The sequence below is a fragment of the Bradyrhizobium sp. NC92 genome, from assembly GCF_025200865.1.
Taxonomy (GTDB): Bacteria; Pseudomonadota; Alphaproteobacteria; order Rhizobiales; family Xanthobacteraceae; genus Bradyrhizobium.
On record NZ_CP104171.1, the window covers coordinates 1 to 17,479 of the forward strand.

Here is a 17,479-nt window from a genome sequence, read left to right on the forward strand (position 1 = left end):
ATGACAATGGAACAGGATCGCTGGTCACGCGTGAAGGGTCGGTTGCGCTCGAGCGTTGGCGAGGACGTCTACACGAGCTGGTTTGCACGCATGGATCTGGAAGGCGTGCAGGACGAGAGCGTGCGGCTGTCGGTGCCGACGCGGTTCCTGAAGAGCTGGATCCAGGCCCATTATGCCGAGCGCGTGCTGTCGTGCTGGCAGGCCGAGATGCCGGAAGTGCATCGCATCGACCTCACGGTGCGGTCCGCCGTGCGTCCGACGGCGCAGCCGAAGGAGGCGCCCGCGCCGGTCGAGGCGCGCCGCGCGCCGACACCGGAATTGCGCTCGACCGCGACCGCACCGGTCTCGGCCAATCACGACGCGCTCGGCGGCTCGCCGCTCGATCCGCGCCTGACCTTCGCGAGCTTCGTCGTCGGCCGCTCCAACACGCTGGCCCATGCGGCCGCGCGCCAGGTCGCCGAAGGACGTCGCGGCGACCCCGTGATGTTCAACCCACTCTACATCCATGCCGGCGTCGGCCTCGGCAAGACGCATCTGTTGCAGGCGGTGACCTGGGCCGGCAATTCCGGCAACGAGCGCAAGGTGCTGTATCTCACGGCGGAAAAATTCATGTACGGCTTCGTCGCCGCGCTGAAGACGCAGACGGCGCTGGCTTTCAAGGAAGCGCTGCGCGGCATCGACGTGCTGGTGATCGACGACCTCCAGTTCCTGCAGGGCAAGTCGACGCAGGCCGAGTTCTGCCACACGCTGAACGCGCTGATCGACGCCGGCCGCCAGGTCGTGATCGCGGCCGACCGTCCGCCGTCCGATCTCGAAAGCCTGGATGATCGCGTGCGCTCGCGGCTCGCCGGCGGGCTCGTGGTCGAGATGGGCTCGCTCGGCGAGGAGCTGCGCCACGGCATCCTGAAATCGCGCGTCGCGGCGGCCCGCGCCCATCACGCCACGTTCGAGGTGCCCGAGGAGGTGCTGCACTATCTGGCGCGCACCATCACCCATAACGGCCGCGACCTCGAAGGCGCGATCAACCGCCTGCTCGCGCATTCCAAGCTCAACAACCGGCCGGTGACGCTGGAGATGGCCGAGCACGAGGTGCGCGACCTGGTGCGGCCGCAGGAGCCCAAGCGGATCAAGATCGAGGACATCCAGCGCGTGGTGGCACGGCAATATAATGTCAGCCGCTCCGACCTGCTGTCCTCGCGCCGCACCGCCAACGTGGTGCGCCCGCGCCAGGTGGCGATGTATCTCGCCAAGACGCTGACCCTGCGTTCGCTGCCCGAGATCGGCCGCCGTTTCGGCGGACGCGACCACACCACGGTGCTGCACGCGGTGCGCAAGATCGAGGCGCTGGTCTCCAAGGACACCGCTTTGTCCGAGGAAGTGGAATCGCTGAAGCGCCAGCTTCAGGAATAAAGGCCTAGGGCTCCCGCCCTGCTCCCGCCGCCCCGGCTTGCCTGGGCGGCGGCCTTCGTTTGGGGCGGTAAATCGTGGGGAACTGGCCCCGATCCCTTGAATCGCCGGGGCATCCGCGGCACCTTGCGCGACCCAGGCGGCTTTGGTCATATCGGCAGGAATGATCCGGCCTTGCGGGGTCTTCGATGCCGTGGCGCGCGTCCCGCCGCCCGGCCTTCTCAACGCTGTGTTTTCCTTGGGGATCGGGCGAGTAGTGCAATGAAGGTTACGGTCGAACGCGCGCAATTGCTGAAGTCGCTGGGCCATGTCCACCGCGTGGTCGAGCGCCGCAACACGATCCCGATCCTCGGCAACGTGCTGGTGCGCGCCGAGAACGCGAAATTGTCGCTGAAGGCGACCGACCTCGACCTCGAGGTGACCGAGACGCTGCCGGCGGAAACCGCGACCGCGGGCTCCACCACGGTGCCGGCGCACATGTTCTACGACATCGTGCGCAAGCTGCCGGACGGCTCGCAGATCGTGCTGGAGGCCGATGGCGACCGCGCGGTGCTGGCAATCCGCGCCGGCCGCTCGCGCTTCACGCTGCAGACGCTGCCGGAGAATGATTTCCCCGATCTGGCGGCCGGCGACATGTCGCACTCGTTCTCGCTCGCCGCCAAGGACGTCAAGCGGCTGATCGACCGCACGCAGTTCGCGATCTCGACCGAAGAGACGCGCTATTACCTCAACGGCATCTATCTGCATGCCGCCGGCACGGCAAAGGCCGCCACCCTGCGCGGTGTCGCCACCGACGGCCACCGCCTCGCTCAGCTCGACCTGGTGCAGCCCAAGGGCGCCGAGGGCATGCCCGGCGTGATCGTGCCGCGCAAGACGGTCGGCGAGGTGCAGCGCCTGATCGAGGACACCGAGGCCGAGATGACGATCGAGCTGTCGCAGGCCAAGATCCGCTTCACCATCGGCAACGTCGTGCTGACCTCGAAACTGATCGACGGCACCTTCCCCGATTACGGCCGCGTCATCCCGCAGAACAACGACAAGGAGCTCGTGGTCGACAAGAAGGATTTCGAGAACGCGGTCGACCGCGTCTCGACGATTTCGAGCGAGCGCGGCCGCGCGGTCAAGCTGTCGCTGTCGGCGGGCAAGCTGGTGCTGTCGGTGACCAACCCGGATTCCGGCAGCGCGACCGAAGAGCTCGAGGTCGAATACGCCTCCGACGCCCTCGATATCGGCTTCAACTCCCGCTATCTGCTCGACATCGCCGCCCAGATCGAAGGCGACGTCGCAACGCTTCGCCTCGCCGACCCCGGCTCGCCGACGCTGGTGCAGGACCGCGACGACAAGAGCGCGCTGTATGTGCTGATGCCGATGCGGGTGTGAGGATATTTCCCCTCTCGTCATGGCCGGGCTTGACCCGGCCATCCATCAAACAAGATGACTTATTGGGTGTATATCCTCGCCAGCAAGCCCGGTGGAACACTCTACATCGGCGTCACCAACAATCTGGTCAGACGCGTCTACGAGCACCGGGAAGGGCTGGCGGACGGCTTCACCAAACGCTACGGGGTGAAGATCTTGGTCTATTTCGAGGCGCACGACACGATCGCCGCTGCCCTCCAGCGCGAAAAGAACATGAAACACTGGTCGCGCGAGTGGAAGATCGATCTGATCGTGAAGAGCAATCCCGCGTGGCAAGACCTATATGATGAAATTGCCCGCTGACGCGGGCGATGGATTGCCGGGTCAAGCCCGGCAATGACGAGCTATCATGACCCCCTCCCGCATTCATCGCCTGACGCTGACGCATTTCCGCAATTATCGGGCGGCGGGGCTCGAGACGGCGGCTGACCTGGTGGCACTGGTCGGGCCGAACGGGGCGGGCAAGACCAATTGCATCGAGGCGATCTCGTTCCTGTCGCCGGGCCGCGGCCTGCGCCGCGCGACGCTCGAAGACGTCGCCGACAACCAGGGCGACGGGTCCTGGGCGGTGTCGGCGCAGGTCGAGGGCGCGCTGGGGCTGGCCACGCTCGGCACCGGCATCGATGCGCCGCGCGCGGACGCCCCGGTGAGCCGGCGCTGCCGCATCGACCGCGAGCCGGTGGGTTCGGCCAGCGCATTCGGCGATCACATCCGCATGGTGTGGCTGACGCCGGCGATGGACGGGCTGTTCATGGGCGCGGCCTCGGAGCGCCGGCGCTTCTTCGATCGTCTCGTGCTCGCCATCGACAGCGAGCATTCCAGCCGGATCAACGCGCTCGAGCGCTCCTTGCGCTCGCGCAACCGCCTCTTGGAGACGCGCAATTACGACGACCATTGGTGCGACGCGATCGAGCGCGAGACCGCCGAGCTCGCAGTCGCGGTGGCGGCCACGCGCGGCCAGACCGCGGCAAGGCTGACCGGCATGCTCAACGCGCGCGCGCAAGCCTCCGCATTTCCGTCCGCGCAAATCGCGCTCGACGGCTGGATGGAGAACGCACTGCTGACGGAGACCGCGACCTCGGTCGAGGACCGCTACCGCCAGATCCTGCGCGACAACCGCCCGCGCGATGCGATCGCCGGCCGCACCACGGACGGCCCGCATCTCACCGACCTCGCGGTCCTCTATGCGCCGAAGAGCATGCCGGCGCGCGATGCCTCGACCGGCGAACAGAAGGCGCTCCTGATCGGCCTCGTGCTGGCGCATGCGAGCCTGGTCGCCGAGATGACCGGCATCGTGCCGCTGCTGCTGCTCGACGAGGTGGTTGCGCATCTCGATCCGAACCGCCGGGCGGCGCTGTTCGATGAGCTGAAGAAGCTCGGCGCGCAGGTGTGGCTGACCGGTGCGGATCCCGCCGCCTTCGCCGAGATCGGCGCAGGGGGCGAAGTGTTTGACGTCGAGAGCGGACGAGTCTCGGCCCGCAGCTAGGCCGCCGCATTGAACCCGCTTGTTTGCGGCCACGACTAGCTGCTTGTGGCTGCAAGAGGCGGCCATCGCGCAGGATTTCACAACTGGCGCGATATCCTTGGAGCATGAGCATGGCGACGGTGGGGCGTGGGGCGCAAGCTCCGGCACGATGGCAACTCATTGCGTGCGGCCTTGCTCTCCTCGCAAGCTGCCTGCTCGCGGCAAGCGCCGGCGCCTTCGTGTCGAACCTGCCGCCGCTGTTCCCGGCCGCGCTGACGCTGGATCCCGCGGCCAGGCTCCCCGCACCGACCCGCTATAGCTATCGGGGGATCCACACCACCGTGATGCCCGGCATCGAGGCGCCGCTCCGGACCAGGTTAGAGGCCCGCGTGCCTGCGGCGCTCAGTGACGTGCTCGCGTTCTATCGGACCGAGCTTGGAAAGCTCGGCTGGCAGGAGCAGCAGGATGACGCGGTGGTCGGCGCCGATCACGCGCGCCTCGCCTTCGTCTCCCCGATCGGGCCGGCAGCGCTGGAGCTCGACCGCAAGGAGGGCAGCACCGCGGTGCAGCTCGTGCAGAAGAATTCGCAGGCCGCGACCCGCGCCAACGTCCTGCCTGAACCCGGCCAGGCCAAGCTGGTGTTCAGCAATATCGGCGAGAACGAAGCCGTGCTCACGATCAACCAGCGGGCCATCCCGCGCCCCGCCGGCGCCAACGCCGTCGCGCTGGACCTTGTGCCCGGCACATACAGCTACGGACTAAGCGTGCCGGGCCATCCGGCCAGAACGAGCATGCTCGCGGTCGCAGCCGGCGATACCTGGGAGCTCACGATCGGGCGCGACGGCGAGGCGTGGCCACCGCTGCAGCTGTACTGAGCCGCTGTTCGGCCATGGCTGTTGAACCTGGCCGGTTCCTGCCGCGACTTCTGGTCTGAGGCCGCGCCGATGGGGGCGTCGCCTGCAAATGCGCGGGCATGACGACCCCGCGCCAATCCAGGAGCTTGACGATGTCGATGATCCCGCGCGGGACGCAAGTCCCGGCACGATGGCGGCTGCTGGCCTGCGGCCTTGCCCTGGTGGCGAGCTGCAGAATCGCGGCTGCCGCGGACGGCGGTATCGTCGATGTCCACGCGCTGCCGAAGCTCGAGGGCGCGGTGGAGGACACCTCGCGGTCCGAATCCTGGCGCCTCGAATATCGCACGCCGACGGCGGAAGCGGTGACGGCGCCGGCGTTGAAAAAGCTCCTCGGCGCCGACGGCTGGGTGCCCTATCTGCGGCCGCTCGACGAAAAGAGCACGACGCTGAATTTCAAGAAGGGACGTCAGGGCCTGTTGGTTCATTTCACGCAGGGCCTCGGCCGCCCGGATCAATCCATGGTCACCTACGCCTCCGACCGGATCTACGGCAACGTGCCGTTCCCTGACGGCGCGACCGACATCATGTTCGATGGCACGAGGCCTTATCTCGGCTGCATCGCGCCCACCGCGCTCGATGCGACGTCGGATTTCTTTGGCCGCGAGATGGCTGCGATCGGCTGGCAGAAGCTCACGGCGGAGACCGCCGCACGCTGGACCAGCAATCTGGATGAGACCATCCCCAACGGTCTGCGCGCGTATTACGCGCACCCTGATGACCAGGAGACCGGCTTCTCCAAGCAGAAGCCGGTGATGCTGACGCTGACCCGCCGTGACGATGGCCGCACCAATGTCGAAATCCGGGTCGCGCCGTTCGCGCTGCCGGAGGTGCTGGAGGCCGACAGCGAGATGGCCGGCCTGCCGCGGCCCAAGCCGACCAAATCCGCGCGGAGCCTCGGCAGCGCCAGCTCCAACAAGCGCGAGATCTCGGCCGCCGCGATGGCCGAGCTGCCCGCCGTGCTCGCCTTCTACCAGCGCGAGCTCGCCGCACGCGGCTGGCAGGAGGACGGCAGCGCGCCGCTCGCACCCGGCGACGAGGTGGCGATCAAGATCTCCAACCCCGATGAAACCGGCGTGCTGCGGCTCGGCCGCAAATATGATTTCACCATGGTCAGCCTCACCGCGCAGGTGAAGGACTCCGCGCTCGCCGCCCGCGCCAAAGCGAAGAAGGAGGCCGACGCGAAGTTCCTCGGCGATGCGCTTGGTGCGGCTCAGCAGCTCATCGCCGCTGACGAGGCGAGGCGCAAGGCGCAGGCCACCTCCCTGTCCGATGCGCCGCTCCGTGCGCTCGCCGACAGCAACACGCCAGTGCCGCTGCCCGAGAGCGCCGAAGGCGTGAAATTCGAAGGCGGCGACGGCCATCTCGAATTCTCATCCACCTCGAGCGTCAAGGCGCTTACCGCATTCTATCGCGCATCGCTCAAGCCCACCGGCTGGAAGGAGCAGCCTTCCGTCATCAGCCAACCCAACATGGCGGTGTTGGAATTTTCCAAGGGCGGCAAGTCGATCTCGATGACCGTGATGCAGATGGGACCGAAGGTGAATGTGAGCGCCAGCGGATCGGGCCTGGTGATGGCCGCGGCCAGGCCGGCGGCCGTCCCGGAGGTGCAGGCCAAATCCGCCGAGCCGCTGAAGCCGGATCCCGAATCCCCGCTGCCGGTGCCGACGCAGCGCTCGTCGAAATCGCTCGCCACCTCGAAGATGCCGGGCAGCGAGACGCCGGTCCGCCGCGAGCTGGAGGCCAGCATCCCCGCTTCGCTCGACGAGGTCCTCGCCTTCTACCGTGCGGAGCTTGCAAAGCTCGGCTGGCAGGAAAAGACCGGCGGCGCGGCCGCGTCCGCGGAACGCGCGCAGATCGACTTCACCTCGCCGCAAGGTCCCGCCGTGCTCAAGCTCGGCCGCGCCAAGGGCGAGACCATTGTCAATCTGGCGCAGAAGAACGCGGATGCCGCGGCCAAGGCCGACATCATGCCGAAGGCCGGACAGGCCCGGGTGATGATGGGCAACATGGGCGACAAGGAAGCCTCGCTCACGATCAACAAGCAAACCGTCAAGATCGCTGCCGGCGCCGGCGGCCCGCAATCACCGAAAGGCCCGATGCTCGACCTTCCGCCGGGCAAATACCAGTACGCGCTGCGCCTGCCCGGACGCCCGGCCCGCACCGAGACCCTCACCGTTGTCGCCGGCGAGGCCTGGGGCCTGCTGGTGGGCCCGAGCGGCGACGTGCTGCCGCTGCAGATGTACTGATCTCATGTCCGCGGGTGTATGGGCCTCGTTGAACCCGTCCGGTTCGTGGGGCGACTAGTCGTCGAGAAGGCGGCGGCGACCGTGTCGCAGCCGCTGCATCGCGCAGAGATCGCGGTATTCCTGGAGAGTGGGCATGACGACGGCAAGGCACGGGGCGAAGGTCCCGGCACGGTGGCGGCTGTTGATGTGCGGCCTCGCGCTTCTTGCAGGCTGCTCGCAGGAGCCCCTGACCGCAGCAGATCCCCACGCCGACATGCCCGTGCCGACGCGAGCCAGTCACTCCAGCTTCAGCACCATGCGCGCGTCCGGCATCGATGTCCCGTTCCGACGCGAGCTCAAAGCCCATGTACCCGCAGAGCTCAGCGAAGTCCTGGCGTTCTACCGCACAGAACTCGGAAAGCGCGGCTGGCAGGAGAGGCCTGATGGCGCGATGGTCGCCGCCGATCACGCGCGGCTCGTCTTCGCCTCCCCGAAGGGGCCGGGCACGCTGACGCTCGACCGCGTCAAAAGCGAGACCACAATCGACCTCGTGCAACGAAATACCGAGGTTGCGGCCAAGGCCAACTTCCTGCCGATCGCAGGACACGCGCGGCTGATCTTCGGTTATCTCGTACCTGATGTGGCCTCGCTCGCGATCAACGGCCAGACCATCGAGATCGCGGGCGGCGTCAACCATCCGCAAACGCTGGATCTGCCGCCCGGCACATACTCCTACGCGCTGCTGGTGTCGGGCCATCGGGTGCACACGGACACCATCACCGTGGCCGCCGGCGAGGCCTGGTCCCTCAGTTTGGGGGACGACGATAAGAAGCCGGACCAGATCTACTGAACCCGATGGCCCGTTCCGGGGCAGCACGGCGCCTTCGGAACAGGCATCCACGTCACCGCAAAAACCACGCCTTCCGCGGCCGAAAACCGCCCACGAATCGGGCTTTTTGCAGCGCCCGAAATCGCCCGGCAAAAGCCTTGAAAACTTGCCGAAAAACCCTATCTGCTCAAAGGGTTGCCGGGAGATACTTTGCGCTAGGCGCAAGCGGTCTTTCATGGCACAAATAGCCTCGCAAATCAGCGCCTTTTGCGCCGCTGATTCGGGCGACATCTCGAAGGCCTCTCATGACAGAACCTGCTCGGCAGCACGCTGCCGAAAACGAGCCCTCCAACGCGAGCGATTACGGCGCGGAATCGATCCGCGTGCTCAAGGGTCTCGACGCCGTCCGCAAGCGCCCTGGCATGTATATCGGCGATACCGACGACGGCTCGGGCCTGCACCACATGGTCTATGAGGTCGTCGACAACGCGATCGACGAGGCGCTCGCCGGCCATGCCACGCGTGTTGACGTCATCCTCAATGCCGACAATTCCGTCACCGTGCGCGACGACGGCCGCGGCATTCCCGTCGACATCCACAAGGGCGAAGGCATCTCGGCGGCCGAGGTCATCATGACCCAGCTGCACGCCGGCGGTAAGTTCGACCAGAACTCCTACAAGGTTTCCGGCGGCCTGCACGGCGTCGGCGTCTCCGTCGTCAACGCGCTGTCGAGCAAGCTCGGCTTGCGCATCTGGCGCGACAACAAGGAGCATTACATCGAGTTCGCCCATGGCGATGCCGTGGCGCCGCTGAAGGTCGTCGGCGACGCCCCGGGCAAGCGCGGCACCGAGGTGACGTTCCTGGCCTCGACCGAGACCTTCAAGAACATCGAATATGATTTCGCTACCCTCGAGCATCGGCTGCGCGAGCTCGCCTTCCTCAATTCCGGCGTCAACATTGCGCTCTCCGACATGCGCCACGCGGTCGAGAAGCGCGAGGAGATGTACTATTCCGGCGGCGTCGAGGAGTTCGTCAAATATCTCGACCGCAACAAGAAGGCGCTGGTGCCCGCCCCGATCATGGTGCGCTCGGAAGCCAACGGCATCGGCGTCGAGGCGGCGCTGTGGTGGAACGACAGCTACCACGAGAACGTGCTGTGCTTCACCAACAACATCCCGCAGCGTGACGGCGGCACCCATCTGGCCGGCTTCCGCGGCGCGCTGACGCGCCAGGTCAACGGCTATGCCGAGGCCAATGCCAAGAAGGAAAAGATCGCGCTGACCGGCGACGATTGCCGCGAAGGTCTCACCGCCGTGCTCTCGGTGAAGGTGCCGGACCCGAAATTCTCGTCGCAGACCAAGGACAAGCTGGTGTCCTCGGAAGTGCGCCCCGTGGTCGAGAACGTCCTCAACGAGGCGCTCCAGGCCTGGTTCGAGGAGCACCCGAGCGAAGCCAAGATGATCGTCGGCAAGGTGATCCAGGCCGCGGCGGCCCGTGAAGCTGCGCGAAAAGCGCGCGAGCTGACGCGCAAGAGCCCGCTCTCGGTCTCCTCGCTGCCCGGCAAGCTCGCCGACTGCCAGGAAAAGGATCCGGCCAAGTCCGAGCTCTTCATCGTCGAGGGCGACTCCGCAGGCGGCAGCGCCAAGCAGGGCCGCAACCGCGAATTCCAGGCGGTTCTGCCATTGCGCGGCAAGATCCTCAACGTCGAGCGCGTGCGTCCCGACAAGATGCTGTCGAGCGAGCAGATCGGCACGCTGATCACCGCGCTCGGCACCGGCATCAGCGACGAGTTCTCGGTCGAGAAGCTGCGCTATCACAAGATCATCGTGATGACGGACGCCGACGTCGACGGCGCCCACATCCGAACGCTGCTGCTGACGTTCTTCTACCGGCAGATGCGCGACATCATCGACGGCGGCTATCTCTACATCGCCCAGCCGCCGCTCTATAAGGTCTCACGCGGCAAGTCCGAGCAATACCTGAAGGACGAGCGCGCGCTGGAAGATTATCTGATCGACGCCGGCCTCGACGACTGCGTGTACATCCCCGGCACCGGCGGCGACCGCTCCGGGCGCGATCTGCGCGCGCTGGTCGACGACGCCCGAATCGTCCGCAGCATCCTGCGCAACCTGCACAGCCGCTATAACCGCAAGGTGGTCGAGCAGGCCGCCATCACCGGCGTGCTGAACAAGGAAATCTACGGCGATCCCGAGAAGGCGGCGGCCGCTGCGCAATACATCGCGAGCCGGCTGGACAACCAGGCCGAAGAGGTCGAGCGCGGCTGGGTCGGACAATTCGTCGAGGGCCAGGGTTTCCTGTTCGAGCGCACCGTGCGCGGCGTCAAGGAAGCCGCCGTCATCGACGACGCGCTGCTCGGCTCCGCCGAGGCCCGCAAGCTCGACGAGTACACGACCAGGCTCCAGGACGTCTATGCCCGCTCCGGCAAGCTGCGGCGCAAGGATACAGAGCACATGGTCCATGGTCCGGTCGATCTGTTCGAGGCCGTGACCGACGCGGGCCGCAAGGGCATCACCCTGCAACGCTACAAAGGCCTCGGCGAGATGAATCCGGAGCAGCTCTGGGAAACGACGCTGGACACCGAGGCGCGCTCGCTGCTGCAGGTGAAGGTCAAGGAGGTCGACGAGGCCGACGACATCTTCACCAAGCTGATGGGCGACGTGGTCGAGCCGCGCCGCGATTTCATCCAGGAACATTCGCTGAGCGCGACGATCGATATTTGATCGCCTCTCAAGCTCGTAGCTCTCGGTGCCAGCCAAGCACTCGCTGCACCTCTCCCGCTTGCGGGAGGTCGACACGCTCGCAGAGCGTGGCGGGTGAGGGCTTTCTCCTCTAGGGGATTGTCCCATTGCGGAGACACCCTCTCCCCCGCCCTCCCCCGCAAGCGCAGGGCTATCGCATATGACTTCTAGCGGCGGCCGGTGCGCACGCCTCGTCCTTCGAGACGGCGCTGGCGCGCCTCCTCAGGATGAGGCTCATCAGCGTCAGTGCCTCTTGAACTGTAGCCACGCACTCCGTCCTCATCCTGAGGAGCCCGCCTCAAGCGGGCGTCTCGAAGGATGGCCGCGGGGAAGGGCTCTCAAATGCGATTGCCCTGCCCGCAAGCGGGGGAGGGAGCGCACCGCCGTCCTGGCTACGAGCCCCACTGCACTCTAGGCCGCTCCTGAACCTCCCCACCCGCCATCGCGACGAAATGGCATGAACCCGCAAGGCCCATTCCGGCCGGGAAGTGTCGCGCCATGACCGCCTCTGCTACGACCAGCTCCGCTGCGCCCTCACGCCGCCTCGGCATCATCGGCAGCATCGTCGGTGTGCTGGCACTGATGGCGGCTGTGCTGCCGCATTGGGTCGTGCCGATCGTGTTTCCGCCGCCGCCGGCGGACAAGGTGATCGTCGACACCGGACACCGCATCAAGGACCGCATCGTCGCGAAGGTGAAGGGCGTGGAGTATCAGGCTCCGAAGGTCGAGAAATCGGCCGGACGAAGCTGGAGTGAAACCGCATCGGTCACGGCAATCTCGCTCGGCCTGCTCGCCATCCTGCTCTCGGTGCTCTCCCTGATCTTCCGGGAGGAGCGGCTCCTTGCCGCTGTCGCCGCCACACTCGGCACCGGCGCCATCGCCATCGAAATCTCCTTCTTCATGATGGGGGCCCTGATCCTGATCGCGATCCTCTACGTGATCGGGAATATCATCGGGCTGTTTTGAGGGGCGCTTTGACGGGTGCGGGTCCCAGCCTGCACAATTGCTCCCGCGGTCAAATCTCTGTAGCTTCCGCCCGAAACAGCCCACCCAACAGGACAGCGAGAACCCCGTGGCGCCCATCCAATACATCGTCGAGGGCGGTCACCGGCTCTCGGGCTCGATCGAGCCGTCCGGCAACAAGAATTCGGCGCTGCCGATCATCGCCGCCGCACTGCTGACCGAGCACCCGGTCGTGCTGGAGAACGTGCCGCGAATCCGTGACACCGAGACGCTGGTCGAGCTGGTCCGCTCGGTCGGCGCGTCGGCGGAATGGTCCGCGCGCAACACGCTTCACATCCACGCCAAGAGCATCCGTGCCGCCGATCTCGACCCCGAGCTGTGCGTGCGCATCCGCGCCTCGATCCTGCTCGCCGGGCCCCTGCTCGCCCGCTGCGGCGAGGTGATGCTGCCGCCGCCGGGCGGCGACGTCATCGGCCGCCGGCGACTGGACACGCATGTGCTCGCGCTGGAGCAGCTCGGCGCAAAGGTCACCGCGACCGACCGGCTCGAATTCCGCGCGCCCAAGCTCGCGGGCGCGGACGTATTCCTGGACGAGCCGAGCGTCACCGCGACCGAGAACGCGCTGGTCGCGGCGGTCGCCGCCGACGGCACCACCTATTTGCGCAACGCGGCCTCCGAGCCGCATGTGCAGGACCTCGCCAATTTCCTGGTCGCGCTCGGCGCCAGGATCGAAGGCATCGGCACCAACACCATGATCATCCATGGTCCAGCGACGCTCGGCGGAGCCACCTACCGGATCCAGCCCGACCATATCGAGGTCGGCTCGCTGATAGGGCTCGCCGCCGTGACGCGCTCGCCCTTGCGCATCACGCGCGCGGGCGTCGAGCATCTGCGCTCGATCCGCATGGGCTTCGAGCGGCTCGGCATCGTCTGCCGCATCGAGGGCGACGACCTCATCGTGCCCTCCAACCAGACATTGAAAATCCAGGACGATTTCGGCGGCCATGTGCCCAAGCTCGAGGACCAGCCCTGGCCGGCCTTCCCGGCCGACCTGATGTCGATCGCGATCGTCACCGCCACGCAATGCGAGGGCGTGATCCTGATGTTCGAGAAGATGTTCGAATCCAGGATGTTCTTCGTCGACAAGCTGATCGCGATGGGCGCGCGCATCGTGCTGTGCGATCCGCACCGCGCCATCATCGCCGGCCCCAGCCGCCTGCACGGCGCGACGATGACCTCGCCCGACATCCGCGCCGGCATGGCGATGCTGCTCGCGGCCGTCTGCGCCGAGGGCACCTCGACCATCAACAATGCCGACCAGATCGAGCGCGGCTATGAGCGCATCGAGGAACGGCTGAACGCGCTGGGTGCGAAGATCAAGCGCGTGCCGGAGCGGAAGGGCTGAGGCGTTCTCTCCGCGCCCCAGTATCGTAGGGTGGGCAAAGCGAAGCGTGCCCACCGCCTTATGTTGCGGTGTTGGGTAGGATGGTGGGCACGGCGCAAGCGCGCCTTTGCCCACCCTACGAGTCCGGGGTCCCGGCTCGCGCTTCGCGCGTCCGGGACACGAGCCATGTTTTCGTCGCGCGGCTGTGCTATTGAGCGCCATGCTCGACACCGTCCAACATCATGCGCAGCCGCATGCCGGCGTGCCGCCGAATCACCTTGCCGAAGAATTCGTCGAGACGCTGCGCCTCGCCGTGCCGATGATGCTGACCCAGCTCGGGCAGATCGCGATGATCACCACCGATCTCGCGATGATCGGCCGGCTCGGCGAGGAGGCGGTGGCGGCGGCGGCGCTGGCCCATACGGTCTATTTCGTCAGCTTCACGTTCGGGCTCGGATTGACCTCGGCAGTGTCGCCGCTGGCGGCGCAGGCGTTCGGCGCCGGCGACGTCAGGCGCATTCGCCGCTCGTTGCGCGTCGGTCTGTGGGCCGCGCTGCTGATCTCGCTGCCGATGATGGCCTCGCCGCTCTATGGCGAGCAGATTTTGCTCGCGCTGGGTCAAATGCCGCGAGCCGCCGCGCTGGCGCAGCACTATTTGAACGGCCTCGCCTGGGGCATCGCGCCGGCGCTCGGATTCATCGCGCTGCGCGGCATGATGAGCGCTGTGAACCGGCCGCAGGCGCCGCTGTGGATCACACTGGCGGCGATCCCGGTCAATGCCGCGCTGGTCTACGCGCTGATCCACGGCCTGTTCGGCCTGCCGGAGCTCGGCCTGTTCGGCGCGGGGCTTGCGACCACGCTGGTCAATCTCGGCACCTTTATCGCCGCACTCGCGATCGCCGGATTGCGCAAGCCGTTTGCGGACTATCGTCCGCTCGCCCGCCTGTGGCGGATCGACTGGCCGTTGATGCGCCAGCTGATCGCGATCGGTGCGCCGATCTCGTTTTCCCTGCTGCTGGAATATGGTCTGTTCTCCTCGGCGGCGCTGCTGATGGGACTGATCTCGACCGCCGCGATTGCCGCGCATCAGATCGCGCTCCAGGTCACCGCCGTGCTGTTCATGGTGCCGCTCGGCATCGGCATGGCGGCGACGGTGCGGGTCGGTCACGCCTACGGCCGCAAGGATCCGGCGGCGGTGAAGCGCGCAGGGCTCGTCGCAGCCGTGCTCGGCGTCGCGCTGGTCTCCGCGCTGACGATCGCCATCGTGATCGGTCGCTATCAGCTCGGCCGGCTGTTTTTCGGCAGCGGCAGCGAAAGCGCGGCAACGGTCGAGCTGACGGCAACGCTGCTGCTGGTCGGGGCCAGCTTCTTCATCGCCGACGGCCTGCAGACCATCATGGGCGGCGCGCTGCGCGGCATCAATGACACAAGGATGACGCTGCTATTCGCCGCGATCGGCTATTGGGGCGTCGCCTTTCCCATCGGCTGGATGCTGGCGTTCCACACAGGGCTCGGCGCGGTCGGCGTCTGGATCGGATTCTCGGTCGGCACGTTCGTCTATGCCGGGCTGTTGATCTTGCGCTTCCGGATGCTGGCGCGCAAACTGGCGGAATGATCGGGATGGTCCGCGAAGTCGCGCCTGAGGTCGATGCCAATGCGCTGCTCGCCGGCGCGCAGTTCATCGACGCGTTTCGCGTGGACGTCGGCGCTGCGGCGGTGAATGCCCGCGAAGCCTGCACCAGGATGGTGCTGCACGGGCCGCGCTGGATCGACGCGCTGCTGCGCCTGCGCAACATTCTGGTGAGGCCGTTCGGGCTGAAGTCCTCCGGCGAAGGCGAGCCGGCGCCGGGCGGCATGATCGGCCTGTTTCCGGTGGTCGACGAAACGCCCGAGCGGCTGGTGGCGGGCTTCGATGATCATCACCTCGACTTCCGCATCGTGGTCGACGTTTCAGGCAATGCCGCGAGCAAGCAGGTGACCTCGACCACGCTGGTGCGCACGCACAATCTGCTCGGCCGGACCTATCTCGCGCTGATCATGCCCTTCCACAAGCTCGTGGTCCGCAACATGATGGGACGAATCGTGGCGCCGGCCCGCTGAACTGTGCGGGCCGACATTGATGAACACGTCCGCGTTCAGCCCACCGGCCCCGGGGTCCAATTGTCTCCCGCGAGCGGACTGACTCTCACGTCAGGAATGACACCGCGGTCCATGCTCGGATCGAAATGGCGCATCGCCCGCTCATTGAGGTCGATGATGCGGCCAGGTCTGAGCGGTCCCACGTCGTTGATCTTGACGATGACCTTCTTGCCGACGGCCTCGACGAGGGCATATTTCGGCCTCGCGCCAAATTCGACCCCACCAAATTTCCGACGCAAGCTCGTCTTGATGGCAGCCGTCCAGGCAGAGGGATCATAACGCTCCCCGGAGGCTGTCTTCGGACCTCCCTCCTCCTTGCCGGGCTTGAACGGATTGTAGGTGGACGCCGCGCCAACGATCGCATTACCGGAAGCGGCATCGACGACGGCACTTGAGTGATCCCCACGCGTTTCACTTCGAGCAACTGAAACGGAAAAGGCAAGCGTAACCAGGGCGCCGCAAATTGCGGCGCTCGAGCGGAAGAGCATCATAAGTCCTGTGATTTTTTAGATTGTCCGGTTCCAGAACCGCAAAACTGGTCAAGCGAACGCAGCAGCGTTCATCAACTTGCGCCAATCGTTTTGCGGATTCGAGCCAACCCCTGGCTACGGAACCGCTGTGTGAACCGGCGTGGTCCTCACGTCGTGTTTACCGGTTAAGACAGAGATTGCGTCAGCAACATGACCCGATGGAACCTGGCGCGTGCAGCGTCAGAAGACGTAGGCAGCGATCACGGCTGAATCGCGCGACGTATGCATCGCGGTCGAAACGAGTCTACGAGGATGCGTTCGACTCACTCCGCCACCCGAACTGACTTGTCGGTTGCGGTTTCCGACCATTCGCCGACGACGCGGTCGAGGTCGCAGAGATTTTGGTGCATCTGCTCCAAGGAGAAGCCGAGCGCGAAGAAGCGCTCGGCGGTGTCGCTTGCGTGGCCGCGGATCAGGCCGTCCTGACGGACGGACGCGACCGCCTCGGCGTAGTGCTGGAGCGCGACATGCACGGGATGGATCGGCGGCGCGCCGGCGCCTTCGCGCAAGGCGCTAGCGGCCGCGCGCAGGAAGCGCGCGATCACGGTCGACACTTCCGTCAGCGGAGCAGCCAGCCGCAGCTGCACCTCGACCGGCAGCGGCACCACCGTGGCGCGGCCGATCATCACGACGTCGTGGCGCAGCCGCAGGATGGTTCGCAACAATGGACCGGTGTCCGGGCCGCTCGACAGCCGCGCGGCGCGCTCGCGCTCGGCCTCGGAGCCGATCGCATTCAGATTGACCATCGCGGAACCGATGCCGTCCTGGATCCGGTGCAGCGCGTCGTTGTCGCGGCCGCGCGTGAGGCCTGCCAGCAGCTCGGTGAAGGCATCGGCGATCAGCTCGAGCAGAACCGCCGCGCTGGCGCGGATCTGCCGTACCGCACGCGACGGCAGCACCAGGAATGAGACCAGCAATCCCGTGACGGCGCCGACGCCGACCTCGCTGACCCGATCGATCGCCGAGGTCAGGGGATCGGCATGATGCAGGGTCGGAACCAGGAGCACGATCACGGCGGTGACCGTGGCGGCGCTGAGACTCGGATTGATCGCGGCGATGAAGGCGAGCGGGGCGACGGAGAGGACCAGCAGGCCGAGCAGGCCCGCCTCGCTGGAATAGGGAATCAGGATCGCGATGGCGCCGCCATAGATCGCGCCGCCGATGGTGCCGAGCATGTAGTCGCGCGTCGCCTTCAGCGAGCGGCCGACGCTCATCTGGGTCACGATCAGCGAGGTCAGCACCGCCCAGAGCGGCAACAACAGATGCAGCGCGGTGGCGATCGCATAGGCCGCGGTCGCGGCGACCGTGACCCGGATCGCCAGCCCCAATTGCGTCCGCCGCGCTCGAACCCGGTCGAACAGCTGCCTTGCGCGCGTCATACGGAATATCCCGATCCTTTGCGCCAAGCCAAAAGCATGGCTGATCCCCGCCCCCGCAAGGCCGCT

At 66.5% G+C, this 17,479-nt stretch carries 14 protein-coding genes; 12 read left to right on the forward strand and 2 right to left on the reverse strand.

All coding sequences use genetic code 11. The features are described 5' to 3' along the window. The 12 genes from dnaA to N2602_RS00060 all read left to right on the forward strand — a co-directional run bounded on the left by dnaA (position 1) and on the right by N2602_RS00060 (position 15,465). A complete protein-coding gene (gene dnaA, locus N2602_RS00005) occupies positions 1–1,410 on the forward strand; it encodes a chromosomal replication initiator protein DnaA (protein ID WP_172787963.1) in 1,410 nt (469 codons plus the stop codon). Between the two features lie 258 nt (positions 1,411–1,668). Further along, positions 1,669–2,787 carry a DNA polymerase III subunit beta gene (gene dnaN, locus N2602_RS00010; protein WP_172787964.1) on the forward strand — a complete coding sequence of 373 codons (1,119 nt, stop codon included), beginning with the start codon at positions 1,669–1,671 and terminating at the stop codon, positions 2,785–2,787. A 54-nt stretch (positions 2,788–2,841) separates the two neighbouring features. Continuing rightward, on the forward strand, positions 2,842–3,129 hold the full coding sequence (locus N2602_RS00015) for a GIY-YIG nuclease family protein (RefSeq protein ID WP_172787965.1): 288 nt from the start codon (positions 2,842–2,844) through the stop codon (positions 3,127–3,129). 46 nt (positions 3,130–3,175) lie between these two features. Further along, positions 3,176–4,312, forward strand: a complete 1,137-nt coding sequence (gene recF, locus N2602_RS00020; protein ID WP_260381368.1) for a DNA replication/repair protein RecF — start codon at positions 3,176–3,178, stop codon at positions 4,310–4,312. Positions 4,313–4,422: 110 nt separating this feature from the next. Then, on the forward strand, positions 4,423–5,166 hold the full coding sequence (locus N2602_RS00025) for a hypothetical protein (RefSeq protein ID WP_260381369.1): 744 nt from the start codon (positions 4,423–4,425) through the stop codon (positions 5,164–5,166). 131 nt (positions 5,167–5,297) lie between these two features. Further along, complete coding sequence (locus tag N2602_RS00030) at positions 5,298–7,451, forward strand: hypothetical protein (protein WP_260381370.1); 2,154 nt, start codon at positions 5,298–5,300, stop codon at positions 7,449–7,451. A gap of 133 nt (positions 7,452–7,584) precedes the next feature. After that, positions 7,585–8,280, forward strand: coding sequence for a hypothetical protein (locus tag N2602_RS00035; protein WP_260381371.1), 696 nt, complete (start codon positions 7,585–7,587; stop codon positions 8,278–8,280). A 284-nt stretch (positions 8,281–8,564) separates the two neighbouring features. Next, the gene (gene gyrB / locus N2602_RS00040; RefSeq protein ID WP_260381372.1) at positions 8,565–11,000 is read left to right on the forward strand and encodes a DNA topoisomerase (ATP-hydrolyzing) subunit B; all 2,436 of its coding nucleotides are present in this window, start codon (positions 8,565–8,567) and stop codon (positions 10,998–11,000) included. Positions 11,001–11,516: 516 nt separating this feature from the next. Next, positions 11,517–11,984 (forward strand): hypothetical protein, encoded by a 468-nt coding sequence (locus tag N2602_RS00045; RefSeq protein WP_260381373.1) that lies wholly within the window; start codon positions 11,517–11,519, stop codon positions 11,982–11,984. A gap of 106 nt (positions 11,985–12,090) precedes the next feature. Then, positions 12,091–13,386, forward strand: coding sequence for a UDP-N-acetylglucosamine 1-carboxyvinyltransferase (gene murA / locus N2602_RS00050; protein ID WP_172787972.1), 1,296 nt, complete (start codon positions 12,091–12,093; stop codon positions 13,384–13,386). 199 nt (positions 13,387–13,585) lie between these two features. After that, on the forward strand, positions 13,586–14,980 hold the full coding sequence (locus N2602_RS00055) for an MATE family efflux transporter (RefSeq protein WP_260381374.1): 1,395 nt from the start codon (positions 13,586–13,588) through the stop codon (positions 14,978–14,980). Next, positions 14,977–15,465 carry a DUF2867 domain-containing protein gene (locus N2602_RS00060; protein WP_260381375.1) on the forward strand — a complete coding sequence of 163 codons (489 nt, stop codon included), beginning with the start codon at positions 14,977–14,979 and terminating at the stop codon, positions 15,463–15,465. The genes N2602_RS00055 and N2602_RS00060 overlap by 4 nt, the downstream gene beginning before the upstream one ends. A gap of 35 nt (positions 15,466–15,500) precedes the next feature. Here the strand turns inward: N2602_RS00060 and N2602_RS00065 are convergent, their stop codons facing one another. Together N2602_RS00065 and N2602_RS00070 are read right to left on the reverse strand one after the other, a co-directional pair. Then, positions 15,501–15,995: a septal ring lytic transglycosylase RlpA family protein gene (locus N2602_RS00065; protein ID WP_172787975.1), complete on the reverse strand. Its 495-nt coding sequence runs from the start codon at positions 15,993–15,995 to the stop codon at positions 15,501–15,503. 302 nt (positions 15,996–16,297) lie between these two features. Further along, complete coding sequence (locus tag N2602_RS00070; RefSeq protein WP_260381377.1) at positions 16,298–17,413, reverse strand: aromatic acid exporter family protein; 1,116 nt, start codon at positions 17,411–17,413, stop codon at positions 16,298–16,300. Positions 17,414–17,479 lie beyond the last annotated feature (66 nt).

Bases quoted from the DNA above. Each gene is read 5' to 3' on its own strand.
- N2602_RS00045 (WP_260381373.1), top strand. From the start codon at position 11,517: ATGACCGCCTCTGCTACGACCAGCTCCGCTGCGCCCTCACGCCGCCTC.
- N2602_RS00060 (WP_260381375.1), top strand. From the start codon at position 14,977: ATGATCGGGATGGTCCGCGAAGTCGCGCCTGAGGTCGATGCCAATGCG.
- dnaN (WP_172787964.1), top strand. From the start codon at position 1,669: ATGAAGGTTACGGTCGAACGCGCGCAATTGCTGAAGTCGCTGGGCCAT.
- N2602_RS00055 (WP_260381374.1), top strand. From the start codon at position 13,586: ATGCTCGACACCGTCCAACATCATGCGCAGCCGCATGCCGGCGTGCCG.
- N2602_RS00065 (WP_172787975.1), bottom strand. From the start codon at position 15,995: ATGATGCTCTTCCGCTCGAGCGCCGCAATTTGCGGCGCCCTGGTTACG.
- N2602_RS00070 (WP_260381377.1), bottom strand. From the start codon at position 17,413: ATGACGCGCGCAAGGCAGCTGTTCGACCGGGTTCGAGCGCGGCGGACG.
- N2602_RS00015 (WP_172787965.1), top strand. From the start codon at position 2,842: ATGACTTATTGGGTGTATATCCTCGCCAGCAAGCCCGGTGGAACACTC.
- N2602_RS00035 (WP_260381371.1), top strand. From the start codon at position 7,585: ATGACGACGGCAAGGCACGGGGCGAAGGTCCCGGCACGGTGGCGGCTG.
- dnaA (WP_172787963.1), top strand. From the start codon at position 1: ATGACAATGGAACAGGATCGCTGGTCACGCGTGAAGGGTCGGTTGCGC.
- recF (WP_260381368.1), top strand. From the start codon at position 3,176: ATGACCCCCTCCCGCATTCATCGCCTGACGCTGACGCATTTCCGCAAT.
- N2602_RS00030 (WP_260381370.1), top strand. From the start codon at position 5,298: ATGTCGATGATCCCGCGCGGGACGCAAGTCCCGGCACGATGGCGGCTG.
- N2602_RS00025 (WP_260381369.1), top strand. From the start codon at position 4,423: ATGGCGACGGTGGGGCGTGGGGCGCAAGCTCCGGCACGATGGCAACTC.
- gyrB (WP_260381372.1), top strand. From the start codon at position 8,565: ATGACAGAACCTGCTCGGCAGCACGCTGCCGAAAACGAGCCCTCCAAC.